The following is a 17,713-nucleotide window of genomic DNA, read 5'->3' on the forward strand; positions in this document are numbered from 1 at the left end:
AGTGGAGAAAATTTTAGAGGTTAAAGATTTAAATATATCGTTTCATACGTTTTCTGGGGAAGTTAAAGCAATTCGAGGTATTAGTTTTGATTTATTTAAAGGTGAAACTTTAGCCATAGTTGGAGAATCTGGGTCAGGAAAATCCGTTACAACAAAAGCAATTATGCGTCTGCTTCCTGAACATAATTCAGAGATTAAAGGTGGAGAAATTCTCTTTGATGGCAAAGATTTGACGAAATTACACGATAAACAAATGCAAAAGATTCGTGGACATGATATATCGATGATATTCCAAGACCCAATGACATCCTTGAACCCAACGATGAAAATTGGAAATCAAATTATGGAGCCATTAATCAAACATCAAAATATGAGTAAGCACGCCGCAAAGGAAAGGGCGATTGAACTACTAAAACTGGTTGGGATACCAAAGCCTGAAATACGTGTTAACCAATATCCGCACCAGTTTTCCGGAGGAATGAGACAACGGGTAGTAATCGCGATTGCATTGGCTTGTAATCCTAAAATTTTGATTGCCGATGAGCCAACGACAGCACTAGATGTAACGATACAGGCGCAAATACTTGAATTAATGAAAGATTTACAAAAGAAAATTGATACTTCGATTATTTTTATTACCCATGACCTCGGTGTTGTAGCTAACGTAGCTGACCGGGTTGCTGTCATGTATGGTGGGAAAATTGTTGAAATTGGAACGGCAGATGAAATTTTCTATAATCCACAGCATCCATATACATGGGGACTCATTAGTTCCATGCCAGATATGGATACAGATGATGAGGAACTATATTCTATTCCAGGGACACCACCAGACCTATTAGATCCTCCGAAAGGTGATGCATTCGCACCACGGAACCCTTATGTTATGAAAATTGATTTGGAGCAGGAGCCTCCGTTCTTTAAGGTTTCCGATACGCACTATGCTGCAACATGGCTGCTTCACCCAGATGCACCAAAGGTAGAGCCGCCGGAAGCAGTTAAGAGACGGCAAAATCAATACGTTGGCACAAAGGGGGGAAAATAAATGGCTGAAAAACAAAAACTATTGGAAATAAAAAACTTAAAGCAATATTTTAATGTAGGCAAACCAAATGAGGTTCGGGCAGTTGATAATGTATCGTTCGATATCTATAAAGGCGAAGTGATGGGGCTTGTAGGTGAATCAGGCTGCGGCAAGTCAACCACTGGCCGGACGATTATCCGCCTGTATAACGCAACAGGCGGAGAGGTATTGTATGATGGAGTTAATGTTCATGGAAAAAAGTCTAAGCGACAATTAAAAGATTTTAATCGAAAAATGCAAATGATTTTCCAGGATCCTTACGCTTCTTTGAACCCTCGTCTAAAAATTGCCGATGTGATTGCTGAGGGAATAGACATTCATGGCTTAGCAAAATCAAAACAAGAGCGGATGGAGAGGGTTTATGAGCTCCTTGAAACTGTTGGATTAAATAAGGAACACGCTAACCGTTATCCACATGAGTTTTCAGGAGGTCAAAGACAAAGGATTGGAATCGCCCGAGCCTTGGCTGTGCAGCCAGAATTTATCATTGCGGATGAACCAATTTCTGCATTGGACGTTTCAATCCAGGCACAAGTTGTTAACCTCATGAAGCAGCTCCAAAAGGAGAAGCAGTTAACATATCTATTTATTGCCCATGACTTGTCAATGGTAAAATACATTAGTGACCGAATCGGTGTTATGTATTTTGGTAAAATGGTTGAGCTTGCGCCTGCGGATGAACTATATAAGAATCCGCTCCACCCTTATACTCAGTCATTATTATCTGCGATTCCATCTCCTGATCCAATAAGTGAGAGAACGAGGAAGCGTAGAAATTACGACCCAGCAAGTCATCATTATGAAGATAATGAACCAATTGAATTTAGAGAAGTAACTCCTGGTCACTTTGTACTTTGTTCCGAAAAAGAGTATAAACTATATCAAGCACAATCTAGGTAATAAAAAAAACGATCTCAAGTAGAGATCGTTTTTTGTTTTTTACATTAAACTAAAGCCAGAAAGATGTAAAAAAACTCCGTGTTTAGCTTATTTTTTTTTGCCGCCAACCATTTTCCAACCGGTTTGGAATTTTGCTGTTTGGTCAACAAATTCACTGCGGCGGCTTCTGGCAAATACTGCTTTTCCAATCCCATTAGTCAGTACACCCATTATAGCGGTAATTCCGATGATTAACACAGCAACAACAAGTAAATCAGTTATGTAACCAGCCATAAATACTCCCTCACTTTTTTCTAAATAATTCTTGTAATTATAGAACTTCCCCTTACCTATATTTTAAAAGAACTTTCTCCTGATGGAAAGGGGAAAACAGAAAACCGAGGATACGTTTCTAAAGTTTTTTTGAATGCGTTTTCATTAAGGCAACTTAATTGATAATCAGGATTACTTTCTTATTATTATATTCTCTTGATTGGTTATAAACAACCTTATTGGAATGGAATAAATATGCTTACCGAAAAAAGGGGAAAAAAACGAATAATTTAAAAAAATGGCTTATCTCCTTTATTTACGAGATAAATAATCGAAAATTTATGAAACCTTTTGAACAATTATTCGTCTAAATATTGTAGAAATTAAATTTATCTGATATTTTTGTTCATATGATTATTTTAAAAAAAGCATATCTTTTTTTGAAACAGTGGTGTATAATTTATGATATAAATTCCTTATTTATAATTATTTTAATTAATAAAAGATATTCAAATTATACGTGTCTAATATATTGCAAGCATCGTAAAATTTAGAGGAGTGTGAAGATGGATGGTAACACTATACACCTCACCAAGTTGTACATCATGTCGGAAAGCAAAATCATGGTTAGAAGAGCATGAGATTCCATACAAAGAAAGAAATATCTTTTCTGAACCTTTGTCAATGGAAGAGATCAAGGAAATTCTTCGGATGACCGAGGATGGAACCGACGAAATTATCTCCACCAGATCTAAGACTTTTCAAAAATTAGATGTTAATCTAGATACAATGCCGCTTCAAGATTTATTCAAATTGATTAAAGAAAATCCTGGATTGTTGCGTCGTCCCATTATTATTGATGAAAAGCGACTGCAGGTTGGCTATAATGAAGATGAAATACGTCGTTTCTTGCCAAGAAAAGTAAGAACTTATCAATTACGTGAAGCACAACGAATGGTAAATTAGTTGAAAAATTTGGACTTCCATAAGGGAGTCTTTTTTTGTAGAAATAATTTGTGATTTTACCTTGACTTTGGTATAATTAAAGGAATATTTACAATGGTTACAATTCTCATGTGTTTTGTAATTGACTATAAATCCTTTCGTGGTTTTAGGATAAATGATTGTTTTTGTGTTTTTGGACTTTTTTATTTCCCTATTTACTTCTTTTGTCATAAAATAAAGTACAAGAGTATTTATTCATAAAAAAGGGTAGTTCAAGAATAAACTTTTTTATAAGAGTAAATGCTATAGGCATTATCTGCTTGGGGGTATTTAGTCCCTTCAATATGGACAATGGAAGGGAGAGGTTGAGATGGATATCGAACGTATCAATGAAAATACTGTAAAATTTTATATTTCCTATGTTGATATAGAAGAAAGAGGCTTTGATCGCGAGGAAATCTGGTACAATCGTGAAAGAAGTGAAGAACTGTTTTGGGAAATGATGGATGAAGTCCATGGCGAAGAAGAATTTGCAGTCGAGGGACCGCTTTGGATTCAAGTTCAAGCTCTTGATAAAGGACTTGAAATCCTTGTGACCAAGGCACAACTTTCAAAGGATGGACAGAAATTTGAACTTCCGGTTCCGAATGAAAAGTTAAAAGATCTGCCGGGTGATGAAAAAATTGAGGAACTTTTGGATCAGCATTTTCATCCCAGTTATTCAGAGGATGATATTCTTCTTGAAGAAGAAACATTGGAATTTATCCTAGCATTTAAAGACTTTGAGGATGTTATCATGCTGTCTAAACGGCCAGGTCTAGACGACTTATTGACAAAATTATATTTCTTTGAAGGAAAATATTATCTATATACTGAATTTCCAGAAGATTTATTTAGCGAAGATGAAATAGACGATATTTTAAGTATTCTCCTTGAATTTGGCTATGAAACCCAAGTGACAATTCATCGAATTCAAGAATACGGCAAAGAAATAATTTCTGATAATGTTTTTGTTGAATTACGAAAACACTTTAGCTAATTAACGTACCGATTTCTGTTGAAATCGGTTTTTTGTTTAATTGGATATCATTGTTAAAACTTTGTCTGGCAGGTGATGAACACTGAAAAACACTGTAAGGGTTATTCTCTATTTATTGGTGCTTACCGTTCTTTTGTTTTTGTTTAAGGATCGCCTGGAGAGTGGCATTCTTGGATTTTTAAGTGTATTGATAACGCTTTCGGTGATGTTTATTGGGTTTGTCATATTTTTAGAAAACCGTCACCCCACACAAACCATTACATGGCTTGTTGTACTTGGGAGTTTTCCGTTAGTTGGTTTTATTTTTTATTTATTATTTGGTAGAAATTATCGGAAAGAGAGAATGTTTCGAAAGAAGTATTTTCTTGATAAACAGGCATTTTTAACAGTTGAGGGAGAAGATGATCCAAGAGGTGATGAAAAGCTTCGGTTAATGAGGGCGCATCAAGGAAAGCTTTTTATCCTGGCTCAAAGACTGGGAAACAGCCCTATATCATTCGATACAGAAACAAAGGTATTAACAAATGGAGAGGAAACCTTTAGCCATATCTTATCGGAATTAAAACGTGCACGGCATCATATCCACATGGAATATTATATTGTGCGTCACGACCAAATTGGCCAGGAAATTAAAGACATATTAATTGAGAAAGCACGTGAGGGAGTTAAGGTCCGGTTTATGTATGATGCGGTGGGATCTTGGCAGCTTTCTAAAGCCTATATTCATGAATTAAAAAGTGCAGGTGTAGAAACAGTCTTGTTTGGACCTGTAAGACTTCCTTTTTTAAATAATAAGTTTAATTTTCGCAATCATCGTAAAATAATTGTGATCGATGGAAATATTGGATTTGTCGGCGGCTTAAATATTGGCGATGAGTATCTTGGCAGGAGTCCAGAATTTGGGTTTTGGAGGGATACCCATTTGATGCTGAAAGGGGAAGCCGTCCGAACTTTACAGCTGATTTTTTTGCAAGATTGGTATTATATGACTAATCATAGTTTTTTAACTGCGGAATATTTATCACCCCAAATCAAACACGAAACCCATGGTGGGGTTCAATTGATTGCAGGAGGACCGGATAACGAATGGAGCGTCATTAAGAATATTTTCTTTTCGATGATTAGTTCTGCTAAGAAGTCAGTTTGGATTGCTTCTCCATACTTTATTCCGGATGAAGATATTTTTTCTGCTATTAAAATTGCCGCATTAAGCGGAATAGATGTAAGATTACTTGTGCCAAATCGTCCGGATAAACGGATTGTTTTTCACGCCTCCAGGTCCTATTTTCCCGAGCTTTTGGAAGCTGGGGTAAAAGTATATCAGTATGAGCGGGGGTTTATGCATAGTAAAATTGTGATTGTCGATGGGGAGCTTGCGTCCATTGGTACTTCAAATATGGATATGAGGAGCTTTCATTTGAATTTTGAGGTGAATGCGTTTTTGTTTCGAACAAAAAGCACTGAAAAGTTGGTGGCCGAATATTTGCGTGATCTCGAATTTTCTATCCAGCTTGATTTAAAAACATTTCAAGAAAGACATCTTGGGTATCGATTACTTGAGTCTACAGCAAGGCTATTGTCACCACTTCTATAAAATTATTACAGTTTAAAAAACTCGTCATCTGACGGGTTTTTATTTTTTCAAAAAGGATTTTGGGTTTGCTTCGAGAAATTAATAGTAGAAAGGGAGGAGATAAGCATTGTTAACTGCAAAAACTAAATCCGGTAACTTAATTTGTCTCGGATTGGACTACAAAAAGGAAACACTTTTAGAACTTCGGAAGAAAGAGGAATTTCTATGCCCGGTTTGTGGGGAAAGTGTTATGCTAAAATTAGGAGAACAGCGGATTTTTCATTTTGCCCATAAACAAGGGGAAACTTGTTCTCTGGGGCTAGAGGGAGAAACCGTCCGCCATTTGGAAGGAAAACGTCAGCTATATCAATGGCTTATCAGGCAACGGATTCCAAGTGTTTTAGAGTATTATGACAGGGAGATTCAGCAGCGACCTGATGTTATGTTTCAGTATAAAGGCAAAAAATATGCTTTGGAATATCAGTGTTCCACAATTCCTGAAAAGGATTTTATCAAACGGACTAACTGTTATCTAAAACATGCTTATGTACCGCTTTGGATAGTCTCGAGTGATCATTTAAAACTTGGACAAGGTCATTTTGCAACGCTCTCAAGCTTTAACTATTTATTTTTACGAAATACTACCTCGGGAGACCTTTTTATTCCTGCATATTGCCCCGAAAATCAGCTTTTTCATCTTGTATCCTCTATAACACCTTACTCCATAAAGAATTCCTTTGCCAGCCACTCTATTTTCCCGCTAAAAAATATAAACTTGGATGGGTTATTAGAACCACAACTTATAGACAATCAGTTGGTGTTATCTCAATGGTTTAAAAACCTGGAGCGGACAAAATTCATGTTGTCCGTTCATGCGAATGCGAAAAGCAGCCCATTTCTATCAGAGATTTACCGTCATTATCTTAATCTATTCTTGCTGCCCCCCGAAATTGGCCTGCCAGTACCCCATGCCCTCAATATTCAAACGCCTCCACTTATATGGCAGACATATCTTTTCATTGACATCATTAAATATAAACAGCTTGGTGACATCATTACCCTTGAAGAGTTAAATACGCATTTTTATAGGCGAGTCAACCGGAAGGAGATCATCCTCAGACATTTGCCTCAAATTAAAGAAACAGAAACTCCTCTTAAGCCATTATTGGAATACCTTCATATATTAGTTTGGTTAGATATATTGGGCTTTAATAAATCCTCTAACGCTTTTTATTTAAAACAGCAGATGGTCATACCCGAGACAAATCGCCAATATGAGGTAAGAAGGATTGATTTTTATAACAAATACAGATGTATCTTGAAATACCATAAATGAAAAGATAAGTTTGGGCATAATATAGGGAGAATAAAAAACATAAGCATAAAAGAGGAAAATGGCGGGATATAAAGAATAAAATGGTATGGTAGTGCATACAATTAAAATTTGGACTGGAGGATGAAAACATGGCGAATGAAGCTGCCGTAAAATCTCTTCCTGCTAGGAGTGACATTCCTGCAGAAGAAACATGGAAATTAGAGGATATTTTTGCGGATGATCAGGAGTGGGAAAAAGAATTTCAAGAGGTAAGCAAGTTAATCCCTGGCGTTAAGGAATTTGAAGGAAAATTAGATGAAAGTGCCGATACTCTATATTCTGCACTAAAATATCAAGATCAGCTTTTGGAACGGTTAGGAATTCTTTATACATATGCCCATATGAGGTATGACCAAGATACCACCAATTCGTTTTATCAAGGATTAGACAGCCGAATCCAAAACCTATATACACAAGCGGCAAGCCAGCTTGCGTTCATTGTACCTGAACTTCTATCCATTGAGGAAAGTAAGGTTAACGGCTTTTTAAAAGAAAAACCAGAGCTAAAGCTTTATGAACATGCCTTAGAGGAAATCAATCTGCAAAAACCCCATGTGCTATCAGCGGAGCAAGAGTCTCTTTTGGCTGAAGCCGGCGAGGTAATGGATGCGTCGAGTAATACGTTTGGGATGTTAAACAATGCGGATATTGAGTTTCCTTCCATTACAGATGAAAAAGGTGAAGAAGTTGAAATTACCCATGGCCGATACATCCGATTTTTAGAAAGTAAAGACCAGCGAGTCAGACGTGATGCCTTTAAAGCTGTTTACAAAACGTATGGACAGTTTAAAAATACATTTGCTAGCACCTTAAGCGGAAATGTCAAAAAGGATAATTTCTTTGCCAGGGTCCGGAAATACAATTCCGCTAGACATGCGGCACTTTCAGCTAATAACATTCCGGAAACTGTTTATGATAACCTTGTAAAAACAGTGAATGAAAATCTGCACTTATTGCACCGGTATGTAAAACTTCGTAAAAAGGTCTTGGGGCTTGATGAGCTTCATATGTACGATTTATATACACCGCTCGTGAAAAATGTCGAGATGGAAATTAAATATGATGAAGCAAAGGAATTGGTTCTAAAGGGACTTGCCCCCATGGGCGAAGAATACTTGAACATCTTAAAAGAAGGGTTTGAGAACCGTTGGGTGGACGTCCATGAAAATAAAGGAAAACGCAGCGGGGCCTATTCTTCCGGGTCCTATGGCACTCATCCGTATATCTTGTTGAACTGGCAGGATAATGTAAACAATTTATTTACCCTGGCTCATGAATTTGGACATTCGGTTCACAGCTACTATACACGCAAAAACCAGCCGTTCCCATACGGAAATTATTCCATCTTCGTTGCAGAGGTGGCGTCCACATGCAATGAGGCATTGTTAAATGATTATTTACTCAAAACCATTGACGATGAGCAAAAACGCATTTATTTGTTAAATCATTATTTGGAAGGCTTTAGGGGAACCGTGTTCCGCCAGACGATGTTTGCTGAATTTGAGCACATGATCCATCAGAAAGCTCAAAATAATGAAGCGTTAACTGCCGATTCGTTAACAAGTATGTATTATGAATTAAACAAAAAGTATTTTGGTGAAGAAGACATCGTGATTGATGAGGAAATTGGATTAGAATGGGCGAGAATACCGCATTTCTATTACAACTACTATGTATATCAATACGCGACAGGTTTCAGTGCCGCTACTGCCTTAAGTAAGCAAATCCTCGAAGAAGGGGAGCCTGCTGTGAAACGCTACATTGAATATTTAAGTGCCGGCAGCTCTGATTATCCAATTGAGGTCCTAAAAAAAGCTGGGGTTGACATGACCAGTGCAGAGCCAATTAAAAATGCATGTAAGGAATTTGAAGAAAAACTAAACGAATTAGAACAGTTATTATCTTAACTCTAAAGGGATGGCTCGTGACCATCCCTTTAAAATCCTTTAAAACGCCTCTTATCATTGAAAGTGAAAACAATGGCAAAAATGGCCAAAAATAATAGGGGAAAACTAATGATCCACGGAAAAATTTTGAGTAAGGCCAGAATTTGCAAAAAAAAGGCAGCAAGGAAAAACAGCACTATTAATAATATTGAAAATCGCCGCAATGTAACCTTCCTTCCTAGACTTTTACTCCTCTAATAAATTCTATTATTGATTTATGAAACTATGATAATTTGACAATTATGTGAAATAAGGCACATACTTATTGTCAGTCTCTTGTAAGCATGGTATATTAAATATGTGAAGTTGATCACAACAAACATATACCCCTTTGTTTGACCGTGAAAAATTTCTCCCATCCCCTTTGTTCGTATTAATAGAAAAATGCCTTGCAGATCCCCTGCAAGGCATTTTCATTTTTATCAGGAGATATTTAAATATAAGGATCTGTTAAACGATATGTTGTTTTTTTAAACTCTGTTGATTGGAGCTGAAGGTGAAGGCACTCAATTCCTCGAAAATCCTCAATTATGCTATCACATAATTTCGTGCATGGGCGGGTTCGAGGATGAATTTGTGTCCTGCGGGAGTACGGGGCTGGGGAGACCCCGCAGGTGCTCTCATCGCCGAGGAGGCTCCCGTTATGCTATCACATAATTTCGTGCATGGGCGGGTTCGAGGATGAATTTGTGTCCTGCGGGAGTACGGGGCTGGGGAGACCCCGCAGGTGCTCTCATCGCCGAGGAGGCTCCCGGCACGCCCACGGGTTCGCTTAAGCGACTGGAGCGGAAATCAATAGCCAATTAAACAGAGCCAAATATAAAAAAACCAATGCCAGATTTTTTTCTGGACATTGGCCTATTCAGCGATATATCTCCAATAGGTGCCATACCTAGCAGGAATTTGTTCCACCATTTGCTTCAAAATTAATTTCTTCATTTCCCGTTCAATTTGTGAGATTGGCATGTTATAAATTAAAGCAATCTCCTTTGAGGTAACAAATTTATAAATTTTTATAAATGTTTCTAACGGTGGAGGTGAAGACTTAACGGGCCTTTCAGTCAACATTTCCTCAAGGATTTCAACATAAACCTCATAGGGATATGTTCCAGTAATTTTAATGCCTTCATCCTCTACGTTTTCATTAAAAAATACTAGGGTAGGGATTTCAGTGACATCCATTTCAACAGTTATTTTTAAGTCACATTGAAATGCTCTTGCTGCACTTTCTGAATGTATATCGTTTGAAAACTCTTGGACATCGAGACCCGCCCTTTTTGCACAATCAATTAAAGTTTGAATATCAGTGATATTTTGTCTTTCAACAAATAAAACCTCTTGTAAGGAGCGCATGTAACGAATTCCTGCTCTTCTTCCCTGAAGTTCTGCTGCCTTTAATGCAATGGAAACATAATATGGTGTGGTCACTGAATTTTCAAATAATAAATCCTTGTCATAGGCTAAACCCGATTTGCTTGCTACTTTATCCCAAACTTCGGTAATACTCTCGAAAGTTTTTTTCTTGCTGTGATTTAAATTTGATAATCTCCCAATTAATACATGTTTAAGTGAAAAATAGCGTCCATATTCGATTCTAAGCTTCTTTAATACCGGTTCGAGAGACCAGCAATCAAGACTCAGGGGATCAATAAACATATAAATCTCAATTGGTTTTATATCACTGCCATGACACGAATGTTTATGGTTTTCCGATGATAGATGATTCACGAGTAATCACCAGAGTTTTGATCACTGTCCGGCGTATTAATCATATGCTGGGCAGTTAAATAGAGCCTGGAATAAAAGTCGTCTCTTAGCGGCCCTTTTAGACCTAAAGTATCCATTGCTTGTCTCATACAGGAAAGCCAGGCATCTGCACGTTTTGGGGTGACCGGAAACTTTAGATGCCGGGCACGCAACATCGGATGTCCATGCTCATTTGTATAAAGGGATGGTCCACCTAGATACTGAGTTAAAAATTGTTTTTGTTTCCGGGCTGTTTCCGAAAGATCCTTTGGGAAAATGGGAGCAAGATCAGGATGTTGTGCAACTAGGCCATAAAACGTGTCCACAAGCTGGTGAAGAGTTTGTTCCCCGATGGCCTCAAATGGTGTTTGCGTGTTCTCAATCATGTTGACAACTCCTCTAACTTTCAATTAATCGCTAGACATAAGCCACTGATAAAACCCCAATCGTTCAAACTGGTTAGAATTAACCTGTAACTAATGGACTAGATAATCATGTGTTTTCTTTATTTTATCAATGGTGATTTCATATCACAAATGAATTGCACCGCAATACTAACATTATGATTTTATCTACATTATTTAATGTATACATGGAACAACATCTTTTAAAAAAAAACGGTGCTAAAGAAACCAGTTTTATTATGTAGAAGTCAATGGGTATTTACGATTATAAAAACGCTGGATTTTGTTTACTGTTTTTCGTTCAGGTATCCCAAAACTTTGTAAAATTTCAAAAAAACTCTTTTTACCTATGTCGTAATCGTTTACTTCAAATTCTAATTCGTAATCCTCATGGTCTAAATAAATACTATGGTCGATCACGATTAATCCTTGTTTGTAAGAAATCTCTGCCCGCCGGGTAACTAGTGATCCAAAATATTGGATATCTGAAAGAACTATACCACTTTTTTTAATTATTTCACTAATGTTGCCAGATGGAAGCCTGCCGGTTTGGATAGCTTGCTTTGCTTCTTCGCTGCTTAATACTTGATTGGTTTCTAATAGCCCCACAGCTGCAGGCTGTTTCAGGGTCATTTCAAAGGAATTAACTTTTCTTCTAATTCTTAAGGCGCAACCTTGCCTTTTTAAAGCAAAATCCTCTGTGTCAAAATAATGGTTTTCCTGAGAAAATATTTTTTTCTCATCCAAGTTAAATTTTTTTAATAAAACTTCGTATTCATGTTTGGTAAGCATGTTTTTAAATTCGATTTCAATAGATTGCGACAATCCTACCACCCTTTCATTCATTCATATAACACTCTGTTGCTATTCTTGGGAGAATTTCTTGAATTATGCTAAAATATATAAGTAACTTATGGAGGGTAAATTGTATATGAAGAAGAGTATTTTAATTATAAACGCAGACAACAGACATAATAAAGTTTTATTACAAGCTGCTGAGCCGATTAAAGGGTTCGTCCCTAGTGGACAAATACTTGTCGATTCGGAGCATTTTTCGTTCATTTATTTGATGGAAGACCAAGCTGATTATACATACATTGTTTTAACTGAAGCAATTTGGCCACTTTTAAAGCTTGCGATGGAACAAAATCTCCCAGTTTATATTGAACATGGTGAAGTCCAAGTTGAACTCGAGTGTTTTCGTGATGAGATGGATTATTTAATTACAAATATAAAAGGCAATAGTAACTATGGAAACGAGATGGTTTCCAAGGTGGAAGCAGTATTTTTAGCATAATTCGTCGTACTGAGGTGGGCATACATGAAACACTGGGAAAAATTTTTAGCGCCCTATAAACAAACTGTAAATGAACTGAAAGTTAAACTAAAGGGAATGAGGGGACAGTTTGAACTGGACTCCACCCATACACCAGTTGAATTTGTAACGGGCAGAGTAAAGCCAATTGCAAGTATTCTTGATAAAGCAAACCAAAAGGGTATTCCATTAGATAAGTTAGAAACTGAAATGCAGGACATAGCGGGCCTAAGAATCATGTGCCAGTTTGTAGAAGATATTTACCGGGTTGTGGAGCTGTTAAGGAATCGGAACGATTTTGAAATTGTGGAGGAAAGAGACTACATTTCCCATGAAAAGACGAGCGGTTATAGGTCTTATCATGTTGTCATCCGTTATCCAGTACAAACAATCCATGGAGAAAAGAAAATCCTTGCTGAGATTCAGATTAGGACATTGGCAATGAATTTTTGGGCAACCATTGAACATTCCCTGAATTACAAGTATAAAGGAGCCTTTCCGGAAGATATTAGGCTGCGGTTACAGCGTGCAGCTGAAGCAGCTTTTCGGCTTGATGAAGAAATGTCACTCATACGTGGTGAAATTAAGGAAGCCCAGGCTTTTTTTACGAGAAAAAAAGAAGCGGCACAGGAAGAGAATAGTTAAACATTTGACTATTGATTAAAGTACTCTAGTACAAGGAGAAACCATTATGAAATTTGCCATTACCTCAAAAGGTGATCAAAACTCAAATATACTCATGCATAAAATGAGGACCTATTTACTTGATTTTGATCTAAAATACGATGAGGACCAGCCGGATATTGTCATTTCCATTGGCGGAGATGGCACACTGCTCTATGCTTTTCATCGGTATAGCAGCCGGTTAAGTAAAACTGCATTTGTTGGGATTCATACTGGACATCTTGGATTTTATGCCGATTGGACACCTGATGAAATTGAAAAGCTGGTAATCGCTATAGCGAAAACGCCTTTTCAGGTAGTGGAATATCCCTTGCTTGAAGTGATTATCCGATACTCCCATGCCGGGAAAGAATCCACATATCTCGCATTAAATGAATCAACTGTTAAAAGTGTCGAAGGAACATTGGTCATGGACGTAGAAATCCGCGGGCAGCATTTTGAACGTTTTCGGGGTGATGGCTTATGTGTTTCGACCCCTTCAGGGAGTACCGCATATAACAAAGCACTAGGCGGAGCCATTATCCATCCGTCCATCTCCGCAATCCAAATTGCTGAAATGGCGTCAATCAATAACAAGGTGTTTAGAACGGTGGGTTCGCCGTTAATCCTGCCAGCCCACCATACCTGTATGTTGAAGCCAGTGAATCGAACCGACTTCCAAGTGACGGTCGATCACTTAACCATGCTACATAAGGATGTCAAGTCGATTCAATATCGGGTATCTGAAGAAAAAATCCGCTTTGCCCGCTTTCGACCATTTCCATTCTGGAAAAGAGTACATGATTCGTTTATTTCTGATTGAGCCTGGGGGAGGAACAAATGTCATCACGTTTTCAACTGCAATGGGTGATTGATGAAAGGGATGCAGGGCTAATCATCCGTGATTTTTTAAAAAGTAACGATATCTCCCGCACAGCTTTGACAGATATAAAATTTAAGGGTGGGAATATTCTTGTCAATGGGGATGCTGTTACGGTTCGTTATCAGTTAAAGGAACGGGATTTATTGACAATCATTTTTCCAACTGAAGAACCGAGTGCAGGTATTTCAAGCGAGGATATACCTTTAGACATCCTATTTGAAGATGAGTATCTTTTAATTGTTAATAAACCGGCTTATATGAATACCATTCCTTCACGTGAACACCCGGATGGTAGTTTGGCGAATGCCTTGATTGGTTACTACGGTAAGATAGGTTTACCGGCAACTTCACATATTGTGACTAGGCTTGATCGAAATACTTCAGGAATGGTTTTGATTGCCAAGCATCGCCATATTCATCATTTGTTTAGCATGATGCAGCGCAGCCATACGGTGAAAAGAACGTATGAGGCTTTTGCCGAAGGGGACATTCACGATGATGCAGGTGTAATTACCGCACCCATTGGCAGGAAAGAACAAAGTATTATCGAGCGGGAGGTACGTCCAGACGGCCAATTTGCTCGTACACATTATCGGGTGGTTAATAGGCATCGTCAGTTTACTCAACTTGAATTACAATTAGAAACCGGACGTACCCATCAAATTCGAGTACATATGTCCTACTTGGGTCACCCGCTGCTTGGAGATGATCTTTATGGAGGCAATACAGCCTTAATCAAGCGGCAGGCTTTGCATTGTAAAAAAATATGCTTCACACATCCAATTACACTTCAGGAAATGACGTTTACCGCAGAACTTCCTATAGATATGAAAAATGTATTAGAGGCTGAACTTTGAAAAGTTCAGCCTCTATTCGTCTTTCAATCAAATTGCTTAAATTTTTCTTCTACGTATGGCATAGTAGAGGGAACAGAGAAAACTTCCATTTCTGGATACCGTAAGGCAGTGAGCTTCCCTCCAAAAACTGCTCCAGTATCTATGTTATACGTATTATTTACAATTCTTGGCTTTTTGACAGGGGTATGTCCATAAACAATACAAGACTCACCATGATAATGAATGGCCCAATCTCTCCTTACGGGAGAACCGTCGGGGTGTTTTTCTCCTGTTATATCACCATAGAGTACGAATGTTTTCACTTTTTTATCTGTCCTGCCAATATAGTCCTGACGAATACCAGCATGGGCAATTATGAGCCTTTGTTGGTCTAATACCAAATAAAGTGGTGCACTTTCATATAACTCTATAAACTTCCTGCGAATGATTTGTTGTTCTTTTTTGTCTAAATCTTCATATTCTTCAACAGTGGTTTCTAGGCCATGACTGATTTGAACTTTATTGCCTAGAAAGTATCGATAAAGCTTATTACAATGGTTACCTGGGGTATAGTAGGCCTGTTTCTTTTCCAAGACTAATCGCCAGACAAGGTCAATGACTTTTAGCGATTGTGGTCCTCGATCAGTGAGGTCACCAACAAAGCCAAGGATTCGGCCTTCTGGATGGGTAGGAATCCCATCTGACCAACTATAACCCAATTTTAAGGTGAGTTCTACTACTTCATTGTAACAACCGTGTATATCGCCAATAATGTCTATCTTCATAAAAACACCCCGTTTGCTGAATAATGGAATAAAGGGAGGAACGCGTATTGGAGCATCAAGTATCTGTTACATCCTTAGTTATTGTGGTCACGATGGCATTTTTAACCCCTATCATTCTGCATCGGCTTAAATTAAACTTCATCCCGGTTGTCGTTGCAGAAATAATTGTGGGGTTATTCATAGGGAAGAGTGGGCTAAATATTGTCCATGATTATACATGGCTTTCTACGTTATCCACACTTGGCTTCATTTTTCTCATGTTTTTAAGTGGACTGGAAATTGATTTCTCAGCTTTTTCTCGCGGAAAGAAACGCGAAACGTTATCAAACGGCAAGAAGGAACCCAATTCATTTATCGTTTCATTTGCCATATTCATTGGAATATTTATCATTTCCTTAGGATTATCGTATCTGTTTGTTGTTGCAGGATTTATTGACAATGCGTTTTTAATGACTTTAATCATTTCTACCATTTCGTTAGGTGTTGTTGTTCCGACCCTAAAAGAAGCTCATTTGATGAAATCAGGTATAGGACAAATTATTTTGTTGATAGCGGTTATTGCCGATTTGGTCACCATGATCTTGCTGGCTGTTTTTGTATCTGTATATGAAGAGGGCCATAGCAGTACTTGGCTTTTATTGATTTTACTAGCTGCGGGATTGATTCTGTACTTTATTGGCAAACGGTTTAAAAGTAGAACCATTATGGAAACATTGTCCACAGGAACTGTTCAAATTGGTACAAGAGCAGTTTTCACACTTATTATCGTTTTAGTTGGTTTATCGGAAACGGTAGGAGCTGAAAATATTTTAGGCGCTTTTATCGCGGGAGTGCTTGTTTCATTATTATCTCCCAACCAGGAGCTTATCCACAAACTCGACTCATTTGGTTATGGATTTTTAATTCCAATCTTTTTTGTGATGATTGGAGTAGAATTGGATATTTGGTCGCTGCTCAGTAATCGGAAAATGCTGTTATTAATTCCACTATTATTACTAAGCTTATTGTTCTCAAAGCTTGTTCCTGTTTATCTATTGAAAATTTGGTATGATACAAAGACTGTTGCAGCATCAGGGTTTTTATTAACGTCCACTCTTTCTTTAGTGATTGCAGCTGCTACCATTGGTGAACGAATTGAGGTTATATCGGAACAAATGAAAGGAACATTTATTTTGGTAGCAGTCCTAACATCAATTTTTACGCCAATTGTTTTTAAAAAGCTATTTCCCCGCGAGATGGTGTTAAATAAAAAGATTCCTATTGCCTTTCTTGGCGCCAACCAAATCTCTCTTCCAGTATCAAGAGAATTGAAGTCAGGGCTTTATGAACCAGTCATATATCACCCGAAAATGGAAAAAGGTGAAACGCCGGCTTCCGATTCCCTTTTTGACATTGAAGAAATTAGTGATTTCTCTATAGAAACCATTAGCCAAACGAAAGCTTTTCAATCGGAAATTGTAGTTATTTCAACTGGGGACGAAAAGCTGAATGCATCTCTTGCTTCAGCAGCAAAAGACAAAGGGATCCCGAGAGTTATTGCTAGGATTGAAAGCCCGATTTTGGAGCATGACTTGCGTCAAAAGGAAATTGAAGTTTTTTCTTCCTTTATGTCAACCAGAGTTTTATTGCGGGCTCTTATTGAATCGCCTGCCGTGATAAATATTTTAACTAATCAGGATACTGGGTTATATGAAATCGTTTTGAAAAATAACCAATTTGATGGCATTTCACTACGGAGCTTCCCATTTACTGGGGATGTGATATTTGTAAGGATATTTCGCGGTAAAGACTCGATTATCCCGCATGGAGATACAGAACTGCAAATAAATGATCGACTAATCGTAACAGGAAGCAAGGAGTATGTAGACGAACTGATTCAGGAATTGGAGTTTAATAAAACCCCGGATCACCATTTTTATTAATGAGCGCGCTTTTCATTTTTTTAGAAATAGTGTAAAATTAGCACC

General features: G+C 37.7%; 17 protein-coding genes. 12 read left to right on the plus strand and 5 right to left on the minus strand.

Going from position 1 to position 17,713, the window contains the following annotated elements:
* Position 1: 1 nt before the first annotated feature.
* Both BN2425_RS04035 and BN2425_RS04040 read left to right on the plus strand, forming a co-directional pair.
* A complete protein-coding gene (locus BN2425_RS04035) occupies positions 2–1,045 on the plus strand; it encodes an ABC transporter ATP-binding protein (RefSeq protein ID WP_042455294.1) in 1,044 nt (347 codons plus the stop codon).
* Positions 1,046–1,984, plus strand: a complete 939-nt coding sequence (locus BN2425_RS04040) for an ABC transporter ATP-binding protein (RefSeq protein ID WP_042455295.1) — start codon at positions 1,046–1,048, stop codon at positions 1,982–1,984.
* 87 nt (positions 1,985–2,071) lie between these two features.
* Here BN2425_RS04040 and BN2425_RS04045 read toward each other — a convergent pair whose 3' ends face one another.
* Complete coding sequence (locus tag BN2425_RS04045) at positions 2,072–2,257, minus strand: hypothetical protein (protein WP_042455298.1); 186 nt, start codon at positions 2,255–2,257, stop codon at positions 2,072–2,074.
* Positions 2,258–2,806: 549 nt separating this feature from the next.
* On the opposite strand from BN2425_RS04045, the gene spxA reads away from it, so the two are divergent.
* The 5 genes from spxA to pepF all read left to right on the plus strand — a co-directional run bounded on the left by spxA (position 2,807) and on the right by pepF (position 9,075).
* A complete protein-coding gene (spxA, locus tag BN2425_RS04050) occupies positions 2,807–3,202 on the plus strand; it encodes a transcriptional regulator SpxA (RefSeq protein ID WP_042455300.1) in 396 nt (131 codons plus the stop codon).
* Positions 3,203–3,551: 349 nt separating this feature from the next.
* A complete protein-coding gene (gene mecA / locus BN2425_RS04055) occupies positions 3,552–4,220 on the plus strand; it encodes an adaptor protein MecA (RefSeq protein WP_042455303.1) in 669 nt (222 codons plus the stop codon).
* 82 nt (positions 4,221–4,302) lie between these two features.
* Positions 4,303–5,814, plus strand: a complete 1,512-nt coding sequence (cls, locus tag BN2425_RS04060) for a cardiolipin synthase (RefSeq protein ID WP_042455305.1) — start codon at positions 4,303–4,305, stop codon at positions 5,812–5,814.
* 106 nt (positions 5,815–5,920) lie between these two features.
* Positions 5,921–7,129 carry a competence protein CoiA gene (locus tag BN2425_RS04065; RefSeq protein ID WP_042455308.1) on the plus strand — a complete coding sequence of 403 codons (1,209 nt, stop codon included), beginning with the start codon at positions 5,921–5,923 and terminating at the stop codon, positions 7,127–7,129.
* A gap of 128 nt (positions 7,130–7,257) precedes the next feature.
* A complete protein-coding gene (gene pepF / locus BN2425_RS04070; protein ID WP_042455311.1) occupies positions 7,258–9,075 on the plus strand; it encodes an oligoendopeptidase F in 1,818 nt (605 codons plus the stop codon).
* A gap of 897 nt (positions 9,076–9,972) precedes the next feature.
* Here the strand turns inward: pepF and BN2425_RS04075 are convergent.
* The 3 genes from BN2425_RS04075 to BN2425_RS04085 form a co-directional block, all read right to left on the minus strand.
* The gene (locus tag BN2425_RS04075; protein ID WP_042455314.1) at positions 9,973–10,842 is read right to left on the minus strand and encodes a ClpXP adapter SpxH family protein; all 870 of its coding nucleotides are present in this window, start codon (positions 10,840–10,842) and stop codon (positions 9,973–9,975) included.
* A complete protein-coding gene (locus tag BN2425_RS04080; protein WP_042455316.1) occupies positions 10,839–11,246 on the minus strand; it encodes a globin domain-containing protein in 408 nt (135 codons plus the stop codon). The genes BN2425_RS04075 and BN2425_RS04080 overlap by 4 nt, the downstream gene beginning before the upstream one ends.
* A gap of 255 nt (positions 11,247–11,501) precedes the next feature.
* Positions 11,502–12,110 carry a CYTH domain-containing protein gene (locus BN2425_RS04085; RefSeq protein ID WP_042455319.1) on the minus strand — a complete coding sequence of 203 codons (609 nt, stop codon included), beginning with the start codon at positions 12,108–12,110 and terminating at the stop codon, positions 11,502–11,504.
* A gap of 85 nt (positions 12,111–12,195) precedes the next feature.
* On the opposite strand from BN2425_RS04085, the gene BN2425_RS04090 reads away from it, so the two are divergent.
* Genes BN2425_RS04090 through BN2425_RS04105 form a run of 4 tightly spaced genes read left to right on the plus strand, consistent with a single transcriptional unit; the run spans position 12,196 to position 14,982 of the window.
* Complete coding sequence (locus BN2425_RS04090; RefSeq protein WP_042455322.1) at positions 12,196–12,561, plus strand: UPF0738 family protein; 366 nt, start codon at positions 12,196–12,198, stop codon at positions 12,559–12,561.
* Positions 12,562–12,585: 24 nt separating this feature from the next.
* The gene (locus BN2425_RS04095; protein WP_042455325.1) at positions 12,586–13,224 is read left to right on the plus strand and encodes a GTP pyrophosphokinase; all 639 of its coding nucleotides are present in this window, start codon (positions 12,586–12,588) and stop codon (positions 13,222–13,224) included.
* A 46-nt stretch (positions 13,225–13,270) separates the two neighbouring features.
* On the plus strand, positions 13,271–14,065 hold the full coding sequence (locus tag BN2425_RS04100; protein WP_042455327.1) for an NAD kinase: 795 nt from the start codon (positions 13,271–13,273) through the stop codon (positions 14,063–14,065).
* Between the two features lie 17 nt (positions 14,066–14,082).
* Positions 14,083–14,982 (plus strand): RluA family pseudouridine synthase, encoded by a 900-nt coding sequence (locus BN2425_RS04105; protein ID WP_042455330.1) that lies wholly within the window; start codon positions 14,083–14,085, stop codon positions 14,980–14,982.
* A gap of 23 nt (positions 14,983–15,005) precedes the next feature.
* On the opposite strand, the gene prpE is transcribed toward BN2425_RS04105, so the two are convergent.
* Positions 15,006–15,746, minus strand: coding sequence for a bis(5'-nucleosyl)-tetraphosphatase PrpE (gene prpE, locus BN2425_RS04110; protein ID WP_042455332.1), 741 nt, complete (start codon positions 15,744–15,746; stop codon positions 15,006–15,008).
* A 47-nt stretch (positions 15,747–15,793) separates the two neighbouring features.
* Here prpE and BN2425_RS04115 point away from each other — a divergent pair, with 47 nt between their 5' ends.
* Positions 15,794–17,668, plus strand: a complete 1,875-nt coding sequence (locus tag BN2425_RS04115; RefSeq protein WP_042455336.1) for a monovalent cation:proton antiporter family protein — start codon at positions 15,794–15,796, stop codon at positions 17,666–17,668.
* Positions 17,669–17,713 lie beyond the last annotated feature (45 nt).

The sequence above is a fragment of the Neobacillus dielmonensis genome, assembly GCF_000612665.1.
GTDB classification, from domain to species: Bacteria; Bacillota; Bacilli; order Bacillales; family Cytobacillaceae; genus Neobacillus; species Neobacillus dielmonensis.